19 protein-coding genes are annotated in these 18,319 nt (G+C 74.8%); 6 read left to right on the forward strand and 13 right to left on the reverse strand.

Annotated elements, in window-relative coordinates; translation table 11 throughout:
* Positions 1 to 377 precede the first annotated feature (377 nt).
* From OG618_RS07150 to OG618_RS07170, 5 genes are all read right to left on the reverse strand, one after another.
* Entirely contained in the window at positions 378 to 917 is a 540-nt protein-coding gene (locus OG618_RS07150) for an acyl-CoA thioesterase (RefSeq protein WP_329486395.1), read from the reverse strand.
* Positions 914 to 1,237, reverse strand: coding sequence for a hypothetical protein (locus OG618_RS07155; RefSeq protein ID WP_329486396.1), 324 nt, complete (start codon positions 1,235 to 1,237; stop codon positions 914 to 916). Before OG618_RS07155 ends, OG618_RS07150 begins: the two co-directional genes overlap by 4 nt.
* A gap of 231 nt (positions 1,238 to 1,468) precedes the next feature.
* The gene (locus OG618_RS07160) at positions 1,469 to 2,404 is read right to left on the reverse strand and encodes a DUF6528 family protein (RefSeq protein ID WP_329486397.1); all 936 of its coding nucleotides are present in this window, start codon (positions 2,402 to 2,404) and stop codon (positions 1,469 to 1,471) included.
* Positions 2,405 to 2,557: 153 nt separating this feature from the next.
* On the reverse strand, positions 2,558 to 3,970 hold the full coding sequence (locus tag OG618_RS07165; protein ID WP_329486398.1) for an NAD(P)/FAD-dependent oxidoreductase: 1,413 nt from the start codon (positions 3,968 to 3,970) through the stop codon (positions 2,558 to 2,560).
* Between the two features lie 410 nt (positions 3,971 to 4,380).
* Positions 4,381 to 4,884, reverse strand: a complete 504-nt coding sequence (locus tag OG618_RS07170; protein WP_329486399.1) for a cysteine/serine endopeptidase inhibitor — start codon at positions 4,882 to 4,884, stop codon at positions 4,381 to 4,383.
* A gap of 292 nt (positions 4,885 to 5,176) precedes the next feature.
* On the opposite strand from OG618_RS07170, the gene OG618_RS07175 reads away from it, so the two are divergent.
* Positions 5,177 to 5,434 (forward strand): hypothetical protein, encoded by a 258-nt coding sequence (locus OG618_RS07175; protein WP_329486400.1) that lies wholly within the window; start codon positions 5,177 to 5,179, stop codon positions 5,432 to 5,434.
* A 73-nt stretch (positions 5,435 to 5,507) separates the two neighbouring features.
* Here OG618_RS07175 and OG618_RS07180 read toward each other — a convergent pair whose 3' ends face one another.
* Positions 5,508 to 6,338, reverse strand: coding sequence for an SMP-30/gluconolactonase/LRE family protein (locus OG618_RS07180; protein WP_329486402.1), 831 nt, complete (start codon positions 6,336 to 6,338; stop codon positions 5,508 to 5,510).
* Between the two features lie 281 nt (positions 6,339 to 6,619).
* On the opposite strand from OG618_RS07180, the gene OG618_RS07185 reads away from it, so the two are divergent.
* On the forward strand, positions 6,620 to 7,525 hold the full coding sequence (locus tag OG618_RS07185; RefSeq protein ID WP_329486403.1) for a hypothetical protein: 906 nt from the start codon (positions 6,620 to 6,622) through the stop codon (positions 7,523 to 7,525).
* Between the two features lie 363 nt (positions 7,526 to 7,888).
* Here the strand turns inward: OG618_RS07185 and OG618_RS07190 are convergent, their stop codons facing one another.
* The 4 genes from OG618_RS07190 to OG618_RS07205 all read right to left on the reverse strand — a co-directional run bounded on the left by OG618_RS07190 (position 7,889) and on the right by OG618_RS07205 (position 10,580).
* Positions 7,889 to 8,080, reverse strand: a complete 192-nt coding sequence (locus tag OG618_RS07190; protein WP_329486404.1) for a DUF4073 domain-containing protein — start codon at positions 8,078 to 8,080, stop codon at positions 7,889 to 7,891.
* 8 nt (positions 8,081 to 8,088) lie between these two features.
* Complete coding sequence (locus OG618_RS07195; RefSeq protein ID WP_329486406.1) at positions 8,089 to 8,760, reverse strand: metallophosphoesterase family protein; 672 nt, start codon at positions 8,758 to 8,760, stop codon at positions 8,089 to 8,091.
* A gap of 194 nt (positions 8,761 to 8,954) precedes the next feature.
* A complete protein-coding gene (gene bla, locus OG618_RS07200) occupies positions 8,955 to 9,881 on the reverse strand; it encodes a class A beta-lactamase (protein WP_329486407.1) in 927 nt (308 codons plus the stop codon).
* A gap of 132 nt (positions 9,882 to 10,013) precedes the next feature.
* Complete coding sequence (locus OG618_RS07205; RefSeq protein WP_329486409.1) at positions 10,014 to 10,580, reverse strand: Uma2 family endonuclease; 567 nt, start codon at positions 10,578 to 10,580, stop codon at positions 10,014 to 10,016.
* A gap of 302 nt (positions 10,581 to 10,882) precedes the next feature.
* Between OG618_RS07205 and OG618_RS07210 the strand changes: the two genes are divergently transcribed.
* Positions 10,883 to 11,548 (forward strand): 4'-phosphopantetheinyl transferase family protein, encoded by a 666-nt coding sequence (locus tag OG618_RS07210; protein WP_329492031.1) that lies wholly within the window; start codon positions 10,883 to 10,885, stop codon positions 11,546 to 11,548.
* 116 nt (positions 11,549 to 11,664) lie between these two features.
* On the opposite strand, the gene OG618_RS07215 is transcribed toward OG618_RS07210, so the two are convergent.
* Positions 11,665 to 11,892: a hypothetical protein gene (locus OG618_RS07215; RefSeq protein WP_329486410.1), complete on the reverse strand. Its 228-nt coding sequence runs from the start codon at positions 11,890 to 11,892 to the stop codon at positions 11,665 to 11,667.
* Positions 11,893 to 12,285: 393 nt separating this feature from the next.
* Complete coding sequence (locus OG618_RS07220; RefSeq protein WP_329486411.1) at positions 12,286 to 13,263, reverse strand: polysaccharide deacetylase family protein; 978 nt, start codon at positions 13,261 to 13,263, stop codon at positions 12,286 to 12,288.
* A gap of 261 nt (positions 13,264 to 13,524) precedes the next feature.
* Between OG618_RS07220 and OG618_RS07225 the strand changes: the two genes are divergently transcribed.
* A complete protein-coding gene (locus OG618_RS07225; protein WP_329486412.1) occupies positions 13,525 to 14,442 on the forward strand; it encodes an SMP-30/gluconolactonase/LRE family protein in 918 nt (305 codons plus the stop codon).
* 80 nt (positions 14,443 to 14,522) lie between these two features.
* Here OG618_RS07225 and hemC read toward each other — a convergent pair whose 3' ends face one another.
* A complete protein-coding gene (hemC, locus tag OG618_RS07230; RefSeq protein WP_329486414.1) occupies positions 14,523 to 15,458 on the reverse strand; it encodes a hydroxymethylbilane synthase in 936 nt (311 codons plus the stop codon).
* A gap of 312 nt (positions 15,459 to 15,770) precedes the next feature.
* On the opposite strand from hemC, the gene OG618_RS07235 reads away from it, so the two are divergent.
* Both OG618_RS07235 and OG618_RS07240 read left to right on the forward strand, forming a co-directional pair.
* Positions 15,771 to 17,429, forward strand: coding sequence for a CehA/McbA family metallohydrolase (locus OG618_RS07235; protein ID WP_329486416.1), 1,659 nt, complete (start codon positions 15,771 to 15,773; stop codon positions 17,427 to 17,429).
* Positions 17,430 to 17,713: 284 nt separating this feature from the next.
* Positions 17,714 to 18,217, forward strand: a complete 504-nt coding sequence (locus OG618_RS07240; RefSeq protein ID WP_329486417.1) for a hypothetical protein — start codon at positions 17,714 to 17,716, stop codon at positions 18,215 to 18,217.
* The last annotated feature ends 102 nt before the right edge of the window (positions 18,218 to 18,319 follow it).

Here is an 18,319-nt window from a genome sequence, read left to right on the forward strand (position 1 = left end):
GCTCCCCCGGCCGCTTCCGGCCGCCGCCTCGTCCGGGTGTCGGGAGCGCGGCAGCCGGTCGGCGTCCCGGCCGGGTGCTCCGCAGTCGGCGGCGCCATTGCCGCCGCTGCCCACCCCACCGCCGCCGTCCTCGCCGCGGCCGCCCCCGTACCCGCCGCCCTCGCGTCGGCCACGACGATCGCGGCCCGGCCGGGCGCCCGGCGGTGCCCGCGGGCTCGGCCGCCGCGGCCTCGCCCACCGGTCCTGCCCGCGCTGCGGGTCATGCTCGTCCTACGGCCCAGTGGGCCCTGTCCCGGACGCGTCCGTGGTCCCGGACGCCCCGGATGTGCTGGATGTGCTGGATGCCGGCAGCGTCATCGGTGCCGGCATCGCCGCCGTCAGCGCGCCGAGGCGCGACAGCGTCGGCGGGCGCGGAGCGCCGAGCCGGGCAGCGGGCTGCGCGATGCCGACACCGGCACCCGCTGTGACGGCGCCGAGGCCGTCGCCTCGACCGCCTCGCCCGGGACGAACGCCGAGAGAAATCGGCGCTCGGACTGGCTGAGTTTACGGGAACGGCCCGATTCGCGGTCCCGGGCGACCACCACCGTGCGCGCCCGCATATAGGTGAGCGGATCGCGGCAGACATTCACCACCACATGCGCGGAACTCCGGCCCAGCCGCTCCACGGTCAGCCGTACCAGCAATGGCTCCGGCTGGTGGTGCAACTGTTCCAGGTAATCGATCTCGTGCCGTGCGATCAGGAATCCGGACGGAAAGAGGGATTCCCGGACGGCGACCTTGTGGTGGCAGAAGAGGTCGTAAATCCCCTCCTGGACGTAGGAGACCAGCCGGGCGTTGTTGATGTGCCCGTTCTCGTCCACGTCGCTCCACCGGGTGGGGCAGGTCAGGACGTGCGCGTTGGAGTGCGGCGCGCTCACGGCTTCTTCAGCCCGGCATCGCCCTGGCCGCCCGCTCCGGCGGGCAGCAGCGCCCGCCGCAACCGGGCGTAGTAAACAGCGTGTTCGGACGCCATCCGGGCCGCTGTCCACCCCTCCTCGGCGGCCTCGGCGGCAGCCTGGACGACCAGGCTGTCCAGCACCCCGTCGACGGCCCGGCAGAGGTCGGCGACCGCCGCCAGGCGCTCGGGGACGTCGGAGCCGCCGGCCCCGCCCCGGGCCGGGAAGGCCGCGAGGGAGTCCACGGCGAGCCGCAGCTCGTCCACGGCGACCGGCCGGATTTCCGAAATGCTATTACCCATGAGTTTCTCCCGAATTAGCTGAGGCATTCGTCGGATGCGTTCGAACGGACCGGTGCGGCACACACGCAAGCGAGGTACCCCCCGGTGCACTGGACGCTATCCCAGGCTGGGCACCGCATACGAGGTTTGGGCGGCCGCAGGGGAAACTGCCCACCATTGGAGTAGTTTGCCGGGGCATAAAATCTGCCGCATCAGCCGAATGCCACCCCGGGCCGTCACCCTGAGCGACCGTCACCCGCTCCAACTGGCCCACCAGCGCGCCTTGTACAACTGCGTACCGCGCAGGGTCCGGGCACCGTCCGGACCGTGGAGTGCCAGGACGGAGGTGCACCAGGAGCAGGCCCCCGCATGGTCGGGGGCGGCGGTGAGCAGCCGCCCGGTGCCGGGTTCGTCGCCGACGCTCTTGATGTCACGCTCCGCGGCCTCGTCGGCGAACCGCACCCGGGTGAAGCGTCCGCCGGCCGGGTCGAACTGCCACAGGTGCCCGGCGGTGCTCACCCAGAACCGGCCCGGCGCGGCGAGCACCGGCGCGAGGTCGTGCCCGCCCGGCTCCGGCAGCGGGATGCTCCGGGCGGCCGTGAGCACCGGCGCGGCCGGTGTGCCGCCCACCCGGAGCGCGGTGAGTTCGTCGTCCCCCACCGCCCAGAGCAGCCGGGTGCGCCCGTCCCACTGGACGCCGTGCGCGCCCTTGAGCGGGTACACCGCGTGGACGGCGCTGCGCGGCCCCCGCGAGGCGGCGTAGAGCCGGACCCACCCGCCCGCGCTGGCCGCGACGGCGACGTTGCCGTCCGGCAGCAGCTCCACGCTGTGCGGGTTGGCGCCGCCGGTGTCGGCGGCCCAGTAGGTGCCGCCGGTCGCGGTGTCGACCACCGCCACCAGCCCGCCGCTGGCGGTGGTCAGCAGGTAGCGGCGGCCGCCGCGCACCCGGCTCTTCGCCTCGTCCGGCATCGACCAGCTGTGCGCCGGGGTGAGATCGGCGAGGTCCGCCGCGCGGTCCGCGCTCCAGGACCACACCACCGGCAGCCGGCCAGGTCCCCGATAGGCCATCAGCTCCTCGGCGCTCTGCAGCAGGAGCACGCTGCGCGATCCCTGATCCACCACCACGACCGCCCAGCCCGGCCGCACCGGCAGGGCCGAGGCCGTCGGCGCACCGAGCCCCAGTGACACGGCCAGCCCCACCAGTCCCACTCGCCACCTGCGCACCCGCGCCGTCCCTCCGCCGCCTCGACCCCGGGACCACCGTGCGTCGTGGCGACCGCCGCTGCCACCGCGGCACGCCCGAACGGCCGCCGGGAGCACGGCCGCTCGGTCGCCCCTCGGTCAGTGCCGTCCGGAGATGGCGTCCGCCAGCCGGGCGAGCGGTGAGCCGGTGGCCCGGCCGGTGGACTCCTGGCGGTCGGCGGCATGGTACGCGGCGTAGAGGGCGTGCACACCGAGCCAGCGCAGCGGCTCCGGCTCCCAGCGGCGCACCCGGTGGCCGACCCAGGGCAGCCGGGTGAGCTCGGTGTCACGGCCGAGGACGAGGTCGCGCAGGGTGCGGCCGGCCAGGTTGGCGGTGGTGACCCCGCTGCCCACGTACCCGCCGGCCCAGCCGAGCCCGGAGGCGCGGTCGAGGTCCACGGTGGCGCACCAGTCGCGGGGGACGCCGAGCACCCCGGCCCAGGCGTGGTCGATCCGGGCACCGGCGGCGGCCGGGAAGAAGCTGTCGAGGATCTCGCGCAGCTGCCGGACGGTGGCCGGCTGGGTGGTCCCGTCCGCGTCGGTGCGCGAGCCGTACCGGTAGGGGACGCCGCGCCCGCCGAGCGCGATCCGGTCGTCCGCGGTGCGCTGCGCGTACATGTAGGCATGGGCGAAGTCGCCGAGGACTTCGCGGCCGGCCCAGCCGGTCCGGGCCCAGAAGGACTCCGGCAGCGGTTCGGTGGCGATCATCGCGGAGTTCATCGGCAGCCAGGTCCGCCGCTCGCCCCGGAGCCCGGCGGTGAACCCCTCGGTGGCGCGCAGCACGTGGTCGGCGGTGACCGTGCCGTGCGGGGTGACGGCGCGGGCCCGGCGGCCGGCGCCGCCCGGCTCGACGGCGGTGACCGGCGTCCGCTCGTGGACGCGGACGCCCAGACCCGCCACCACCTCGGCGAGCCCGCGGGCCAGCTTGGCGGGCTGGACGCGCGCGCCGTAGGGCGTCCAGGTGCCGCCGAGGGTGCCGGCGATCCGGATGCGCTCACCGGTCTCGGCCGCCGTCAGCAGCCGGATGCGGTCCGCACCGAAGGAGCGCTCGGCCGTCGCGAAGGCCTGCAACCGGGCCAGCTGGGCCGGGGTCCGGGCGACCTCCAGGACGCCGCCCCGGACGAGGTCCGCCTCGATGCGCTCGGCGGCGACGGTGTCGGCCACCTCGCCGACCGCCTCGTCCATCACCCGCTGCATCGCGGCGGCCGGCCCGGCCCCGTACCGGCGGGCGAAGGCCGACCGGCCGGCGAACCCGTTGTAGAGCCACCCGCCGTTGCGCCCCGAGGCGCCGTAACCGCAGAACCGGCGCTCCAGCACGGTGATCCGCAGTCCGGGGTCGGCCTTCTTGAGGTAGTAGGCGGTCCAGAGCCCGGTGTACCCGCCACCGACGATGCACACGTCCGCGTCGGCGTCGCCCGGCAGCGCGGGCCGGGGCTCGGGCAGTCCGGTCTGCGCGTACCAGAAGGAGACGCGGCCGTTGACGGCCGGGGATTCGTCGCCGGAGCGGTCCACGGGAACCTGCCTTCGCTCGGTGGTCTCCCCGGACGCTATGCCGCGGCGGTGCACCGCGACCACCGACACGGTGGCAGGATCCGCGTACCCCGCCCTGCACACTGTCAGAGCCTCCGACGCCGGCCCGGTCGACAACTCTGGTTACCTCGCGGCATTTCGGTAACTATAGTTACCACCATGTCGACACCCGAGATCACCGCCCCGGAGCGGGCGGCACTCGCACGGATCCTCCAGGGCGCCCTCGGCCCGCCCGCCCCGGCCGCGCACGCCGGGCGCCACCGTTGCGCAGTGGACGCCGTCGAGGTGGCCCTGGCCGTCCTCGACAGCCGCGGCGGAGCGTCGCCGCGAAGTGACGGCCGCCCGCACCCGGACCGGCCGGCAGGGCGCCGACCGGTCCGGCCCGCGGCGGGTCAGCGCGAAGCGCCCGCTCCCGCGCCGATCGTCGAGCCCTCGATGGGCGCCGACAGCGGGATCGTCTCCCCGGCGAAACCGGCCTTGACGAACTGCCAGGTGAGCCCGTTGATCACGCCCTGGCCCAGCGGCGCGAACCTGGCGAAGGCCGGCTGGCTCAGGTCGAGGTGCGTGGAGTCGCAGGACGGACACTTGTCCCGGACCGGGACGGTGACCGTCTTGCCCTGATAGGTCACCTTGACCGAGATGCCCTTGCACAGCGGGTCGTTGTTCGGATTCGCCGAAGTCCACCAGGTGTGCGAGACCGCCACCAGCATCTGGTTGGACGCGTTGATCTGGGTGCCGCAGGCGCCGTAGCCGGCGTCGTTGTAGTAGGTCGCCTTGCCGGTCATCGGCTTGTTGATCGGGATCGCGGCACTGGCCGAACCCGCGGTCAGGGCGATCAGTGCGGCGGCGGCGAGCGGAGCGCCGGCCAGGATCCTGAGGTTCTTGACGACTCGCATGGTTCCCTCCGATTGTCGGTGCGGACGGCATGACCGAGTACGGGCGGGCCGGCGGACCTGCGGAAGCTCCCGAGCAGGCCGAATCGGCTTGCGGTGCAGTGGAGTTCGGGCACGTCCGACCTACCCAGGGAAGGACCGTATGCCGGACGCCGAAGGGAGGTCCATACCTTTGATGTGTTGTCATGAACACAAAGCAGGAAGCTTTACGAAAGCGGCCGAAGGCGGGACGATACGTGACCGCAGAGCGGACGACGCGTTGTCAGTTCACGCGTCCCACTCTCCGGAGGCCCCCTTGCGCATCCCGTCCCGCACGCCGTCCCGCACCCCGCTCCGCCCCGCGTTCCGCGTTCCGCTCCGCCGCGCCGCCCTCGGCGCCGCCCTGCTGGGCGCGGCCGTCCTGACCGGTGCCACCGCGACCCCGGCGGCGGCCGTGCCCCGGGAGGTGAACCAGGGCTACGTCATCCCGGTCGGCGGCATCACCGACCTCGGCGCGCTGCCCGTCCTCGGCAGCCTCGGGATGGACTTCGCCCGCCTGCTCGGGCAGTCCTGAGCCACCCGCTCAGCACCGGGCGGCCGGCCCGGCACCGGCCGCCCGACACTCCCGCGCTCCCGCCCCCGCGCCCTCAGGCCCGGCCGCGCACCCCCGGGACGGCCAGCTCGAACAGCCGCCCGGAGAGCGGGTGTTCCCCGCTCCGGGCGGTGGTGACGAACAGCGTGTCCAGCCCCGGCCCGCCGAAGGCACAGCTGGTCGTCCGCGGCGCCGGGACCTCCACGGTGTCGAGCAGCCGGCCCCCCGGCGAGAGGCAGTGCACCGCCCCGCCGTCCCAGAACGCCACCCAGAGGTTCCCGGCCTCGTCCAGGGTCATGCCGTCGGGCATCCCCGGCAGGTGGGAGACGTCCAGCGAACGGATCCGGCGGCCGACCGGGCCGTGCTCGGGGTACTCGTAGAACCCGATCCGCCGGGTCGGGGTGTCGATGTGCCAGAGCCGGTCCGGCTCGGGCCAGGCCAGGCCGTTGGGGATGGCCAGGCCGTCCAGGATCGGCCGCACCGAGCCGTCGGACTCCAGCCGGTACAGCGACCCCGGCTGCTGCGGCCCGGTGCGCTGCATGGTGCCCGCGACCGGCCGGCCGTACGGGTCCCGCTTCCCGTCGTTCATCCGGCGGTCCGGCCGGTCGGCCTCGACGGCCGCGAGCAGCTCCGTCCGGCCGGTCGCGGTGTCCAGCGACTCGAACCCGCGCTCGGTCGCGAGGACCGGGCTGCCCTCCGCGGCCGGCATCAACGTGCCCGGGGTGACGTCCAGTTCGAGCACCGTGAGCCGGCCGCTCGGACGGTGGAGGGTGAGGACCTCGCGGTCCGGGATGCCGATCCAGCGGATCGACTGGGCGGCCGCATCCCAGACCGGGCCTTCACCCAGGGTGAGGCAGGGGGTGTCGGCGACGGGTTCGGCACGCATGGGCATCTCCTCGGACTGGACGGCGGGCTCGACGCGACGGGCTTCCGGAAGCATCGCACCCGCCGACCGGATCGGCGGGTGCCGGGGTGGGACGGATTCACCGGACGAGCCACACACCGCAGTCGAACAGTGTGACGATCCGATTCCGGACAGTGACGATCGGGATCGGGTCAGCCCCCGGCGATCACCTCCCCGGCGCCGCCGCGCACCGCCACCCTGGTCTCGGCACTCTCGCGTGCCGCACCTACAGGGGAGGGCAGTTGAGGGGCACCGCCGGCCGAGTGGACCTACTCCGCACCGAGGTCGAGAACGGCTTCACCGAACTGCGCGGCACCGGTGACGCCCTGCGCACCGAACTGCTCGACGCCATCGTCGACGGCCTGCGCGACCACCGCGACGAGATCGTCACCGCGCTCACCAGGGAGCGGCAGTCCGCCGAACAGGCCGACCGCGACACCCGGCGGCTGCAGCGCCGGCTCACCGAGGCGCGCGAGGAACTGCACCGCCTCCAGCTCCGGGCCGCCGAGACCGCCCAGCCCCGACCCGAACCCGTCGACCCGCCGGATCCCACCTACCTCCCCGTGAAGGAGACGCCCGTGCCCGAGACCGCCCACGCCGAGGAGAGCAGCAGCCCGTCCCCCGGCATCACCGCCGAACAGGCGCAGCAGCTCATCGACCTGCTCGCCCGGCTCACCCCCGCCGAGGCGGTCGCACCTGCCCCGGACCGGCCCGCCGCCGACGCGCCGCCCGTCGACGCGGGCGGCGTCGCCGACCTCATCCCCGCCACCCTCGCCTGGCCCGCCCACGTGGCCACCCTGCTGAAGGCCGCCGCCGTCAACACCGTGGCGATCGCCTGCAACCCGCACACCTGGGAGTTCCTCGGCAAGCGGGTGGAGGGCGCCGAACACTTCGACCAGCAGGAGGCCGCCCAGCGCCCCCGCGGCGCCTTCCAGGAGGACGAGGCCGACAACCTCCTCTCCGGACGCAGCGTCATCGCCCTCCTCAACGCCCTGCGCACCACCGTCTACGCGGGCACCGGCCAGGACGTCGAGACCTGGGCCCTCGCCGTCACCTGCTACGAGCGCATCGCCGAAGTCGTCAACTCCACCCGCCCGGCCCGCGACGAACACGAGTCCACCCGCCCCCGCATCGTCCTGGACGACCTCACCGCGAAGACCCCCGCCTGACCCGCCCCCACCGGACGGCGGCACCAGGCACGGCGTGGTGACACTGAGCGCCGGTCGGGCGCCCCCGGTGCTGAACACCGTGGCGACGTACCGGCTCTCGGGGTGGCGGGCCGTAACGGTGGAGTTCGGCGGCGCGGTCGACGTCTCGCGATAGCCGGAGACCGTCAGCTCTCCCCCCGGAGTCAATGTCAGATGAGTGTGGGCCGACGATTGGTGGGCGAGCCACGCGTGCGCTACGTGTCGGTGAGAATACTCATTCGATACGCTCGTCACGCCTCGTTCGGCCGATCCGCTGGATTTCCACACCGGAGTGGGAAGTCGGACCGGCCGACTTCCCACTCATCCGGTGGTCCGTGTCGGGGGCTACATCGGGGTGGCGAGGGGGACGGTGATCTGCTTCAGCCAGGTGTGGGTGGCGAAGTCGCGGGCCTTGAGGACGACGCGGTCGTTGTGGACCTCCACCTGGAGGCCCTGGTTGAAGGTGCCGGGCACGGCCGACTCGCCGCCCTGGCCGTTGTCGGTGTAACCGGTCTGCACGGCGCCGGTGTTGACCACCGAGAAGCCTAGAGGTTGTTCCGGCTGCCGGAGACGGTGTTCGGCAGCGGGTGGTGAGTGATCACCATGACCGGCCGGCGGCGCTGCGCCCAGTGGGTGAGCCGCTGTTCGAGCCAGGTGAACTGGGTGTCGCTGAGCCACACTTCGTCCCAGAGCTTCGGGTCGTGGAAGTGCATGTAGCGCTCGGTGCCCAGGGTCAGCACCGGGATGCCGCCGAAGACGTGCTCGGAGAAGACGGTGCTGCGGCCGGCGAAGGTGTAGAAGCTGCGGAACAGCGAGTCCTCGGTGGCGCCGTTGGGCCAGGCGGCCTGGTCCAGGGTGGCCGGGTCGCGCCACTTCGGCACGTAGAACTCGTGGTTGCCGATCGCCCAGGCGACCGTCGCCGGGTGGCTCGTCCTGGCGAACTCGGCCCGGACGGCGGCGTATTCGGCGTCGAAGCCGCGTGGGGTGATGTCACCGGCGACGGCGAGACCGGAGGAGGCGGGGTTGGTGGACCTCATGTCACGCAGCGCCACACCGAGGTCGCCGAGGTCGCCCTGGATGTCGCTGATGACGTTGAAGGTGGTGACGGGGCCACCGGCGGAGGGCCGCGCGGCGGCCGGGGTCGCGGTGACCGCGGTGGCGGTCACGGCGGTCACGGCTCCGGCGGCGGCGGTGCTGAGCAGGGTCCTGCGGTCCACGGGTACGTCCTTCCGGGGGGAGGGCGGCGCCGTGCCGGACGGACCGGCGCGGCGCCGCCTGTGGGGATCAGACCCGTCATCTCTAAGTGATCACGCTGAACGGACCGGCGGAGACGGTGTGTATACCGCGTGAACGGCTCCCCAAGCGCCGCACCCCGGCGTGGGTCCGGGCCCGGGCCCGGACCCACGGGGTGTCAGCTCAGGGCTGCCGCCAGGAGAGCGGCCGCCTTGGCGACCAGCGGCTCGTCCGCCGCCGCGTCGGCGTCGCGCTGGGTGGACAGGACGGCCAGGACGACGGGCGTGCGGTCCGGTGTCCAGGCGATGCCGACGTCGTTGGTGGTGCCGTACTCGCCGGTGCCGGTCTTGTCCGCGAGGGTCCAGTCCTTGGGGAGTCCGGCGCGGAAGCGGGCGGTGCTGGTGGTGTTGGCGAGCAGCCAGTCGGTCAACTGCCGCCGGTCCCGCGGCGCCAGCGCGTCCCCGAGGACCAGCTTCTGGTTGGTCCGGCCGATGGCGGCCGGGGTGGTGGTGTCCGTCGTGCGCTCCGGTTCGGCGGAGTTCAGCGCGGGCTCCCACCGGTCGAGCCGCGTCACCCGGTCGCCGATGGACCGGCAGAAGCGGGTGATCGCCGTCGGACCGCCGAGCTCACGGAGCAGCAGGTTGTCGGCGGCGTTGTCGCTGTAGTCGATGGCCGCGACGCACAGCTCGGCCACGGTCATGCCGTTGGCGAGGTGCTCGGGCGTGCCCGTGATCGGGGCGTAGCCCGAGTTCTTGACGTCCTGCTCGGTGTACCGGATCCGCTTGGCGAGGTACTCGCCGCCCCGGTCGAGGTCCCGCAGGACGGCCGCGGCGGTGATCGTCTTGTGCGCGGAACAGATGGGGAAGCGCTCGTCGGCGCGGTACGTCACGGTCCGGCCCGTGACGGTGTTGCGCCCGAACACCCCGAGCCGGGCGCCGTGCTCCCGTTCCAGGTCGGCCAGGGCCCGGCCCACCGCGTCCCCACCCGCCGGAGCGAGGCCCGCCGCATGGGCCGACCCGCCCGCCGACACACCGGCGGCGAGTACCGCCCCGGCACCGAAGGCCAGCACCGCGCGACGCCCGGGGCGCCCTGCGAAGGTCTCCACGATCGCATTCTCCTCTTGTTCGGCAACGATCCTTCGGAACTCAGGACGCCCCGGCAGCCCCACCGGTTCACCCGCTTCCCAACGGATCGTCCGACGAACGGCCCCGGCCCGCCTTCACGGGGCCCGCCGGGCTCAGAAGCCGGTCGTGTCCAGTACCAGCCCCAACGGCGCGGGCAGGTGCAGCGAGGTACCGAACGGATGGGGCCCTTCCACCCGGGTGTAGCCGAGCCGGCCCGGCTGCGAGAACAGCGTGCAGGTGCGTTCCTGACGGTCGACCAGGAGGTAGACCGGGGCCCCGAACTGCGAGTAACGACGCCGCTTGGCGGTCCGGTCGGTCTCACCGTTCGACGGCGACGTCACTTCGACGACCAGCACGGTCTGATCCGGCAGGAGCGCGCCCTCCGTCTTCGCCAGTTCGGCGGGTACGACCGCGAGGTCCGGTACGTAGAAGTTCTGCGTCCCGGGCAGGTCGAGGTTCCCGGAACCGGCGCGGAGGCCGAGTTCGCGCATCCGGGGCCCGATCTGCTCGCGGATCAGGTCGACGGCGGTCTCGTGGGCCCAGGACGGTGACACAGGGGTGATGACTCCCTCGACGATCTCGACGCGCTCACCCGCGATGTGCTGGATCGCGTACTTCAGGGCCTGCTCCGGATTCGGCACCCGGCTGTAGTCACCCGGACCGGCATGCGCGGTGCTCACGTGCTGCTCTCCTGTTCGGATCTCAATCCCCTACGGAACAGTGACAGTTGGTCGCTTCCTCGGTGGCCAGGCCGACACGGCCGAAGCGCTGAGCGAGCCCCGGCCCGCAGAGGCACAGGAGGAGCCGAGGCACTCAGTAACGTTACTAGGAGACACCGCCCGGCGTCGGCGGCGCTCCCGGGACCAGACGGCCCCCAGGGCCCGGAGGGGGTGTTCGACCGTGGTCGGGCGGCCCTCCTCCCGGGCGGGTCGGCCGGGTTAAGCTCACCGTCGTACGCATGCCACACATTCAGGGGGGACCTGTGATCGGCGAACTGCTTCCCGCGGCGGTCGTGGTGGAGACGGCCTACGACGACCCGCCGCAGGCGCGGCTGGAGCCGGCGGAGGAGGCGGTCGTCGCCCGGGCCGTCGAGACCCGGCGGCGGGAGTTCACCACCGTCCGGTACTGCGCCCGCCTCGCGCTCGGGCGGCTCGGCGTCCCGTACCGGCCGCTGGTACCCGGCCTGCGTGGCGCGCCGAGCTGGCCCGACGGGGTGGTCGGGAGCCTCACGCACTGCGCCGGTTTCCGGGGCGCGGCCGTCGCCCGGGCGGGCGAGGTCGTCTCGATCGGTATCGACGCCGAGCCGGCCGAGGCGCTGCCGGAGGGGGTGCTCGACGCCATCGCGCTGCCCGGCGAGCAGGAGCGGAACGGCAAGCTGCTCGCGGACCACCCGGGGCTGCCCTGGGACCGGCTGCTGTTCAGTGCCAAGGAGGCCGTCTACAAGGCGTGGTTCCCGCTGACCGGCGTCTTCCTGGAGTTCTCGGAGGCCGACATCACGCTGCGTCCGGACGGCACCTTCCACGCCGTCCTGCTGGTTCCGGGCCCGGTGGTGGACGGACACCGCCTCGGGGGCTTCGACGGGCGGTGGGTCGTCCGGGACGGGCTGCTCGCCACCGCGATCACCGTTCTGCCGGGGGCACGCGGCTGACCGGGGCACGCGGGTCGTACGTGGCGGCCCGGGCCGTCGGGGCCTGGGCCGGTTCCGGGACTACTCGGACGGGTGGGGCCGGATCGGCCGCCTGACCTGCCGGCGGCCGGCCCGGCTCAGAGTTTGAACAGCTTGTCGTAGGGCTGCACGACTCGCACCTGGTGCGAGCCGAAGTCGACCAGGACCGCGCCCTGGCCGGCGGTCTCGGTGCTGATGATGCGGCCCAGACCGTACTGGTCGTGGGTCACGCGGTCACCGGCCTCGAACTGCTTGAGGGGCGGTGGGACCTCGCTTCGGAAGGGACTGGTGGGCAGGTGGCGTCTCGGCGCAGGTGATTTCGTCATCCCTGGAAGTATGCGCCCAGTTCGCCGTCCCCGGCCGCACCGGGGCGCCGAATTCCGGGATCCGCCCGGGCCGCCGACCGTCCGGCACCGGCCCGCCGCGAGGGTGGCCGAGCGAGCGCGGCGGCCCGCCGGGGCACCCCGTTCCGGCGCCGTTCCCCCCGCGTTCCGGCCCCGTTCCTGCACTTTCCCGGTTGCCCCCGGCCGCCGGCCGGCTCCGCACCGGGCACCGCCGGCGGTGGCCGCCACGCCCCGTGAGGCTTCCCGTACGGGGTGGGAGAGTTCGGACGGTCGCTTGACAAAGCCGGATCCAGCCGCGGCAGCACGGGACTGGGCGCCCGGGCGAGTCGCCCCCGGTGGCTGGGAACGCGGGCGCGCCCCGGACCGGGGCGCGGCTCAGGCCAGGGCGTCGCAGAGGCGGACGAAGGTGCGCCCCTGCGCCAGCAGCGCCGGCAGGGCCGCCGCGAAGCCCGGCGCCGTCCCGCCTCCCGGGTGGTTCATATGGGCGATCACGATCGCCCCGGGCGGCGCGGCCGCCACCTCGCTGCGGACCTGGGCGGCGCTGAAGGTGGCGCCGCCGTCGCCGTTGACGGTGAAGCCGGCCACGCGTTCGCCCAACCCGGTGACGATCCGGGTGGCGACGTCGTCGTAGTGGGCGGTGCCGGAGCGGAAGAACCGCGGCGGCCGGCCGAGCAGGGCGGTCAGCTTCGCCGCGTTGCCCGCGATCTCGTCGTACGCCTCGCCCACGTCCCGGGTGCCCGCGATCCCGTACGCGGAGCGGCCGGCGACCGAGAGCGGCCGGTGCGCCGTCCCGTGGTTGGCGATCTCGAACAGCGGGTCACCGGCCAGGGCCTCGAACTCGGCGGGGTTGGCGTCGATCCAGCGGGCGTTGAGGAAGAGCGTCGCGGGGACGCCGTTGGCCCGGAGGAGGTCGATCAGGTCCGCGTCGTAGCCGGAGCCGCCGGGGCCTCCGCAGGCGTCGAAGGTGAGCGCGGTGGTCCGTGCCCCGTCCGGCAGCCCGGTGATCACCCCGGACACCTCCAGGCCCCACTCCTCGGGCACGGCGTCCCCGTAGCGGGCCACCACCTCGGCGCGCCCGACGGCGGGCGCGGGCAGCGGCGGCTCCGGCACGGCGGGCGGCCCGGCGGCGGGGGCCGGGGCTTCGGCGGGGGCTTCGGCGGGGGACGAGGCACTGGGCGAGACAGTGGGCGAGGTGATGGCCGGTGCGGCCGGCGCGGCGGAGGCGGTGGCCGCCGCCACGGGCTGCGCCGTGGGCTGCGTCGCCGGTCCGGCCACCGCCCCGGCGAGGGGCCGGCAACCCGCCAGCGCGCCGCCCGCCGCCAGCACCAGGACCGTCCGACGACTCAGCCCCATGCGCCCATTCCTCCACACTCCGTCATAAAGTCAGATGAACCGTCTGTCTGTTTCTATGAATACCGATCGGCTGACACCCGCAACTCCAGGCCCAGGTCGGCCCGCCGCTCCCCCGGCCGCGTGCGAACCCCCGGCGGCGGGTCCGGACGCGGGAGCGGACGCGGCTCAGGAGCAGGAAGTCGGCCGGTCCGACGTCCTACTCCGGACAGCCCAGCAGCCCCGGCCGACGGTCCGGCCGGGCCCGCCGACCGAGGAGCCCCCGTGCCCGAACCCCACCCCACCGACCCCCGGCCCGGTGATCCACGCCCCACCGGCCCGCACCCCGCCGATCCACACCCCACCGAGGCCGTCCGAACCGTCCTGTCCGGGCTCGCCCTCGGGGAGTCGCCCCGCTGGCACGACGGCCGGCTCTGGCTCTGCGACTGGGGCGCCCAGGAGCTGATCGCGGTCGGGCCCGACGGCCGGGCCGCCGTCGCCGCCACCGTGCCCTCGTTCCCGTTCTGCATCGACTGGCTGCCCGGGCCGGACGGCCGCCTGCTGGTCGTCGCCGGCGGTGACGGGCGCCTGCTGCGCCAGGAGGCGGACGGCGCCCTGGCCCCCTGCGCGGACCTGCGCCCGCTCTCCGACCGGCCGTGGAACGAGGTGGCCGTGGACGGGCGCGGCAACGCCTACGTCAACGGCATCGGGTTCGACCTGATGGGCGGCGAGGCGCCCGCGCCGGGCCTGATCGCCCTGGTGGCCCCGGACGGCGAGGTCCGCCGGGTGGCCGACGGCCTGGCGTTCCCCAACGGCATGGCCGTCACCCCCGACGGCTCGACGCTCCTCGTCGCCGAGTCCTACGCCGCCCGGCTGACCGCCTTCACCATCGGGCCCGGCGGCGACCTGACCGACCGCCGGGTCTGGGCCGAGGTGCCGGGCTCGGCACCGGACGGGATCTGCCTGGACGCCGAGGGCGCGGTCTGGTTCGCCGACGTCCCCGGCCGCTGCTGCGTCCGGGTCCGCGAGGGCGGCAAGGTGCTCCGGCGGATCGAGCTCGACCGCGGCTGCTTCTCCTGCGCCCTCGGCGGCCCGGACGGCCGGACCCTCTTCCTGACCGCCGCCGAGTGGCCGCCCCCGCCGGGCGCCCGCACCGGCCGGCTCCTGGCCGTCGACGTGGACGTCCCGGCCCACCGTCGGTGAGCCGTCCCGGCCCGGGCCGCCGTGACGCGGCCCCGACGACGATGCCCGGTCCACCGGGCGCGCGTCCGACGGCTCGCCGGTCAGGCCGGGACGGCGGGCCGGATTCCGTCGAGGATAGTCCGCGCGCCCCGGTCCACCAGGTCTCCGGCCAGGTCCGCGCCCAGCCGCTCGGGCTCGCTCGCGGGCCCGGTGACCGATCCGGTGACCTGGCGCCGCCCGTCGAGCGAGGTGACCTGGGCGAACAGGTGCAGCGTCCCGTCGGGCCGGGTCGTGGCGCAGGCGCCCACCGGCACGCTGCACCCGCCGTGCAGCTGCGCCAGCAGGGACCGCTCCGCGCGGACCTCACGGTCGACGGCGCGGTCCCCGACGGTCGACAGCACGTCCCGGACCGCCCGGTCGTCCACCCGGACCTGGATGCCCAGCGCGCCCTGGCCCGGGCTCGGGGGGAAGAGGTCGAGGGGCAGCGGTTCTCCGATCGCGTCCTGCCGGCCGAGCCGGTTCAGACCGGCGACGGCGAGGACCACGGCGTCCAGCCTCATGGACCGCAGCTTCTCCAGCCGGGTCGGCACGTTGCCCCGGATCGGCACCGGGACGATGTCGGGGCGCACGGCGAGGAGCTGGGCGATGCGACGGGCCGCGCCCGTGCCCACCCGGGCCCCGTGCGGGAGCCCGGCCAGCGTCGATCCGCACAGCGCGTCGCGGACGTCCTCCCGGCCCGGCGGGGGCAGCAGCATCAGGCCCTCGGGATTCGCGGTCGGCAGGTCCTTCAGCGAGTGGACCACCACGTCCACGTCCCCGCGCAGGAGGGCGGCCTCCTGCTCGGTGCTGAACGCCGACCCGCCGCTGACGGCCGAGACGTTCGCCAGCAGCGACGTCCGGTCGCGGTCGCCGCCTTCGAGGATCACCCGCTGGGTGAAGGCGATCTCCGGGAACCGGCCGCGCAGCGGGGCCAGGAAGTCGCGCACCTGCGTCCGGGCCAGGGCGCTTGCACGGGAGCCGACCAGGTACGTGGGCACGGGAACCAACTCCTACGGTTGACTGCCTGTCAGTTCCATCGTAGGCGGGGCGGCCCGCTGCCTTTACAGACAGCGCGTCGGAAAGGGGCCGTACCCGGCGGGCGGGTCGCCCCGGCGGGCCCCGTTGCCCCGGCGGGCCGATCGCCCCGGCATACCGGCGTGCCCGCCGGCCGGCCTCCCGGGCACCTTCACCGAGCCGACCGACTGCGGCCCGGCCCGGCTCACCGGCGGTTCACCGGTGGGGGTAGGGGGCCGGGCGTGCCGGCCGGGTGTCCGCCCGCCGCCGGTGTCCGCCCCAGACCGGAGGCTCCGATGACCGACCGCGACGCCGACACCCCCACCGAGCCCGCCCGATCCGGCTCGCCCCGGGCCGGCTTACCGCAGACCGACCCGGTCCCGGCCGGGGCACGGACCGAGCGCCCCGGGCCCGACCGGCGCGGCCTGCTCCGGACCGGGCTGGCCACCGGCGCCGTCACCGCCCTCGGCCTGGCCGCCGCCGCACCCGCCGGGGCAGCCCACGCGCTGCCCGACCGGACGATCACCCTGTCCGGCCATCTCCCCACCGGCGCCCCCGACTTCGTCCTCCTGCCGTTCGACGTCCCGGACGGCGTCCGGGAGATCGCCGTCTCCTACAGCTACGACCGGCCGACCGTCCTCACCGGGACCCCCGGCAACTCCTGCGACATCGGCCTCTTCGACGAGGGCGGCACCGAACTCGGCGGGCGCGGCTTCCGCGGCTGGTCGGGCGGGTTCCGCACCGAGTTCACCGTCGCCCGCGACCGGGCGACGCCCGGCTACCTGCCCGGTCCGATCCGCCCCGGTCGCTGGAACATCGTGCTCGGCCCCTACCAGGTGGCACCCCAGGGGCTCGACTACCGCGTCCAGGTGACGCTGCGGTTCGGCCCGCCCGGGCCGGAGTTCACCCCGTCCTACCCGCCGGAGCGGGCCCGTGGCCGGGGCCGCGCCTGGTACCGGGGCGACTCCCACCTGCACACCGTGCACTCCGACGGGCGCCGGCTCCCGGCGGAGGTGGCGGCGGGTGCCCGGGAGGCCGGGCTGGACTTCATCGTCTCCACCGACCACAACACCACCTCCGCGCACGGCGTCTGGGGGCCGCTGGCCGGGCCGGACCTGTTGATCGTGCTCGGCGAGGAGGTCACCACCCGCAACGGCCACTGGCTGGCGCTGGGCCTGGAGCCGGGCCGGTTCGTCGACTGGCGCTACCGGGCGCGCGACGGGGAGTTCCCGCGCTTCGCCCGGCAGGTCCGCCGCCAGGGCGGCCTGGTGGTGCCCGCGCACCCGTACTGCCCGTACGTCGCCTGCCAGTGGAAGTTCGGCTACCAGGACGCGGACGCGGTCGAGGTCTGGAACGGACCGTGGACGTACGACGACGAGTCGGCGGTGGACACCTGGGACGCACAGCTCGCGGTCGCGCTGCGCGAGGGGCGGCCCTGGCTGCCGGCCGTCGGCAACAGCGACGCGCACAGCGCCCCGCAGGTCATCGGCTCCCCGCACACCGTCGTCCTGGCCGAGGACCTCACCCGGGCGGCGATCCTCGACGGGCTCCGGGCCGGCCGCAGCTGGCTGGCCGAATCGGCCGGCGTCGGGCTCGACCTCACCGCCACCGGGCAGGGCCGCCAGGCGGGCATCGGCGAACAGCTGACCGTTCCGGCGGACGCCCCGGTGGACGTCCGGCTCGCGGTCTCCGGAGTGCCGGGCGGCACCGTCCGCCTCCTGACCGACGAGGGCCAGTTGCACCAGGAGTCGCTGCCCGCCGACGGCGCCGGCACGGTGGTCTGGCGCACCACCGCCTCGCTCGCCGCGTACGTCCGGGCGGAGGTGCGCCGGCCGAGGGCGGACGGGACGCCCGGCCGGGGCAACGCGATGGGGCCGGACCTCCCGTGGGGGCCGATGGCGGCGCTGACCAACCCGATCGTGCTGCGGACGCAGAAGCGTTCCGGGGACCGTTAGCGTCGGTCCGGCGATTCCCGGGACGATCGGTGGAAGGAGTCGTGGAGGTGCGGTGGGGGCGGCGGTCCGAGGACCGACGGGGGGAGGACTCGGAGCACCGGCGTGGACTAGGTTGATCTCCGACAGCAGTCGGTCGTGGGGACGAGGCGGCCGGCTGTCCGTAGCCGGGTCGGGCCGCCGTGCCAGGGCCCGGCCGCCGGTTCGTCTCCGGTCGGCCCGGTGCGCCGGCCGCCACCCCTCCCCCGGTTACCCCGTCCCCCCGGCCCGCGAAGGGATCAGCAGCTGTGAACCGTACGACCGTAGGTGGGCCGAAGCTCGGGGGCGGTCGGGGCGCCGGCGGCGTCGTCGTCCTCGCCGACCCGGCCGGGGCCGGGAGCGGCGCGGTCGCACCCCTGCTGGCCAACTCCCTGCACCCGAGCGTGCTCCTGCGGGCGGACGACTTCCGGCGGGCGATCCGGCAGGGGTTCGTCCCGTCGCACCTGCCGCAGGCGCACCGGCAGAACGAGACGGCCCTGGCGGCCGCGATCCAGGCCGCCTTCGCCTTCGCCACCGGCGGCTACCAGGTGGTGCTGGAGGCCACGGTCGCGCCGCCGGCGCTGGACGTGCTGCGTCGGGAGAGCCGGACGACCGGGGCGCCCCTGCACTACGTGGTCCTGCGGCCGTCCGGCGGCCCCGGGGAGTCGGACCCGCCGGACCGGCACGACGTCGACGTCGCGGCGGAGCCCAAGGCGACGGCCGGGACGGTGCTCGCCGGCCTGGGCCGGGGGGCCTTCCTGCTCGGCTGGTGAACCCGACGGAGGCCGCCCCCGGCACCCCGGTGGACGCGGCCCCGGCCGAACCTGACGACACGCGGCCCTCGGCACCCCGATCCACCGGGTGCCGGGGGCCGC

The sequence above is a fragment of the Kitasatospora sp. NBC_01246 genome (genome assembly GCF_036226505.1).
Classification (GTDB): domain Bacteria; phylum Actinomycetota; class Actinomycetes; order Streptomycetales; family Streptomycetaceae; genus Kitasatospora.

Coding starts and splice junctions, on each gene's coding strand:
- OG618_RS07155 (WP_329486396.1), bottom strand. CDS start 1,237: ATGGGTAATAGCATTTCGGAAATCCGGCCGGTCGCCGTGGACGAGCTG.
- OG618_RS07170 (WP_329486399.1), bottom strand. CDS start 4,884: ATGCGAGTCGTCAAGAACCTCAGGATCCTGGCCGGCGCTCCGCTCGCC.
- OG618_RS07180 (WP_329486402.1), bottom strand. CDS start 6,338: ATGCGTGCCGAACCCGTCGCCGACACCCCCTGCCTCACCCTGGGTGAA.
- OG618_RS07215 (WP_329486410.1), bottom strand. CDS start 11,892: ATGACGAAATCACCTGCGCCGAGACGCCACCTGCCCACCAGTCCCTTC.
- OG618_RS07220 (WP_329486411.1), bottom strand. CDS start 13,263: ATGGGGCTGAGTCGTCGGACGGTCCTGGTGCTGGCGGCGGGCGGCGCG.
- OG618_RS07235 (WP_329486416.1), top strand. CDS start 15,771: ATGACCGACCGCGACGCCGACACCCCCACCGAGCCCGCCCGATCCGGC.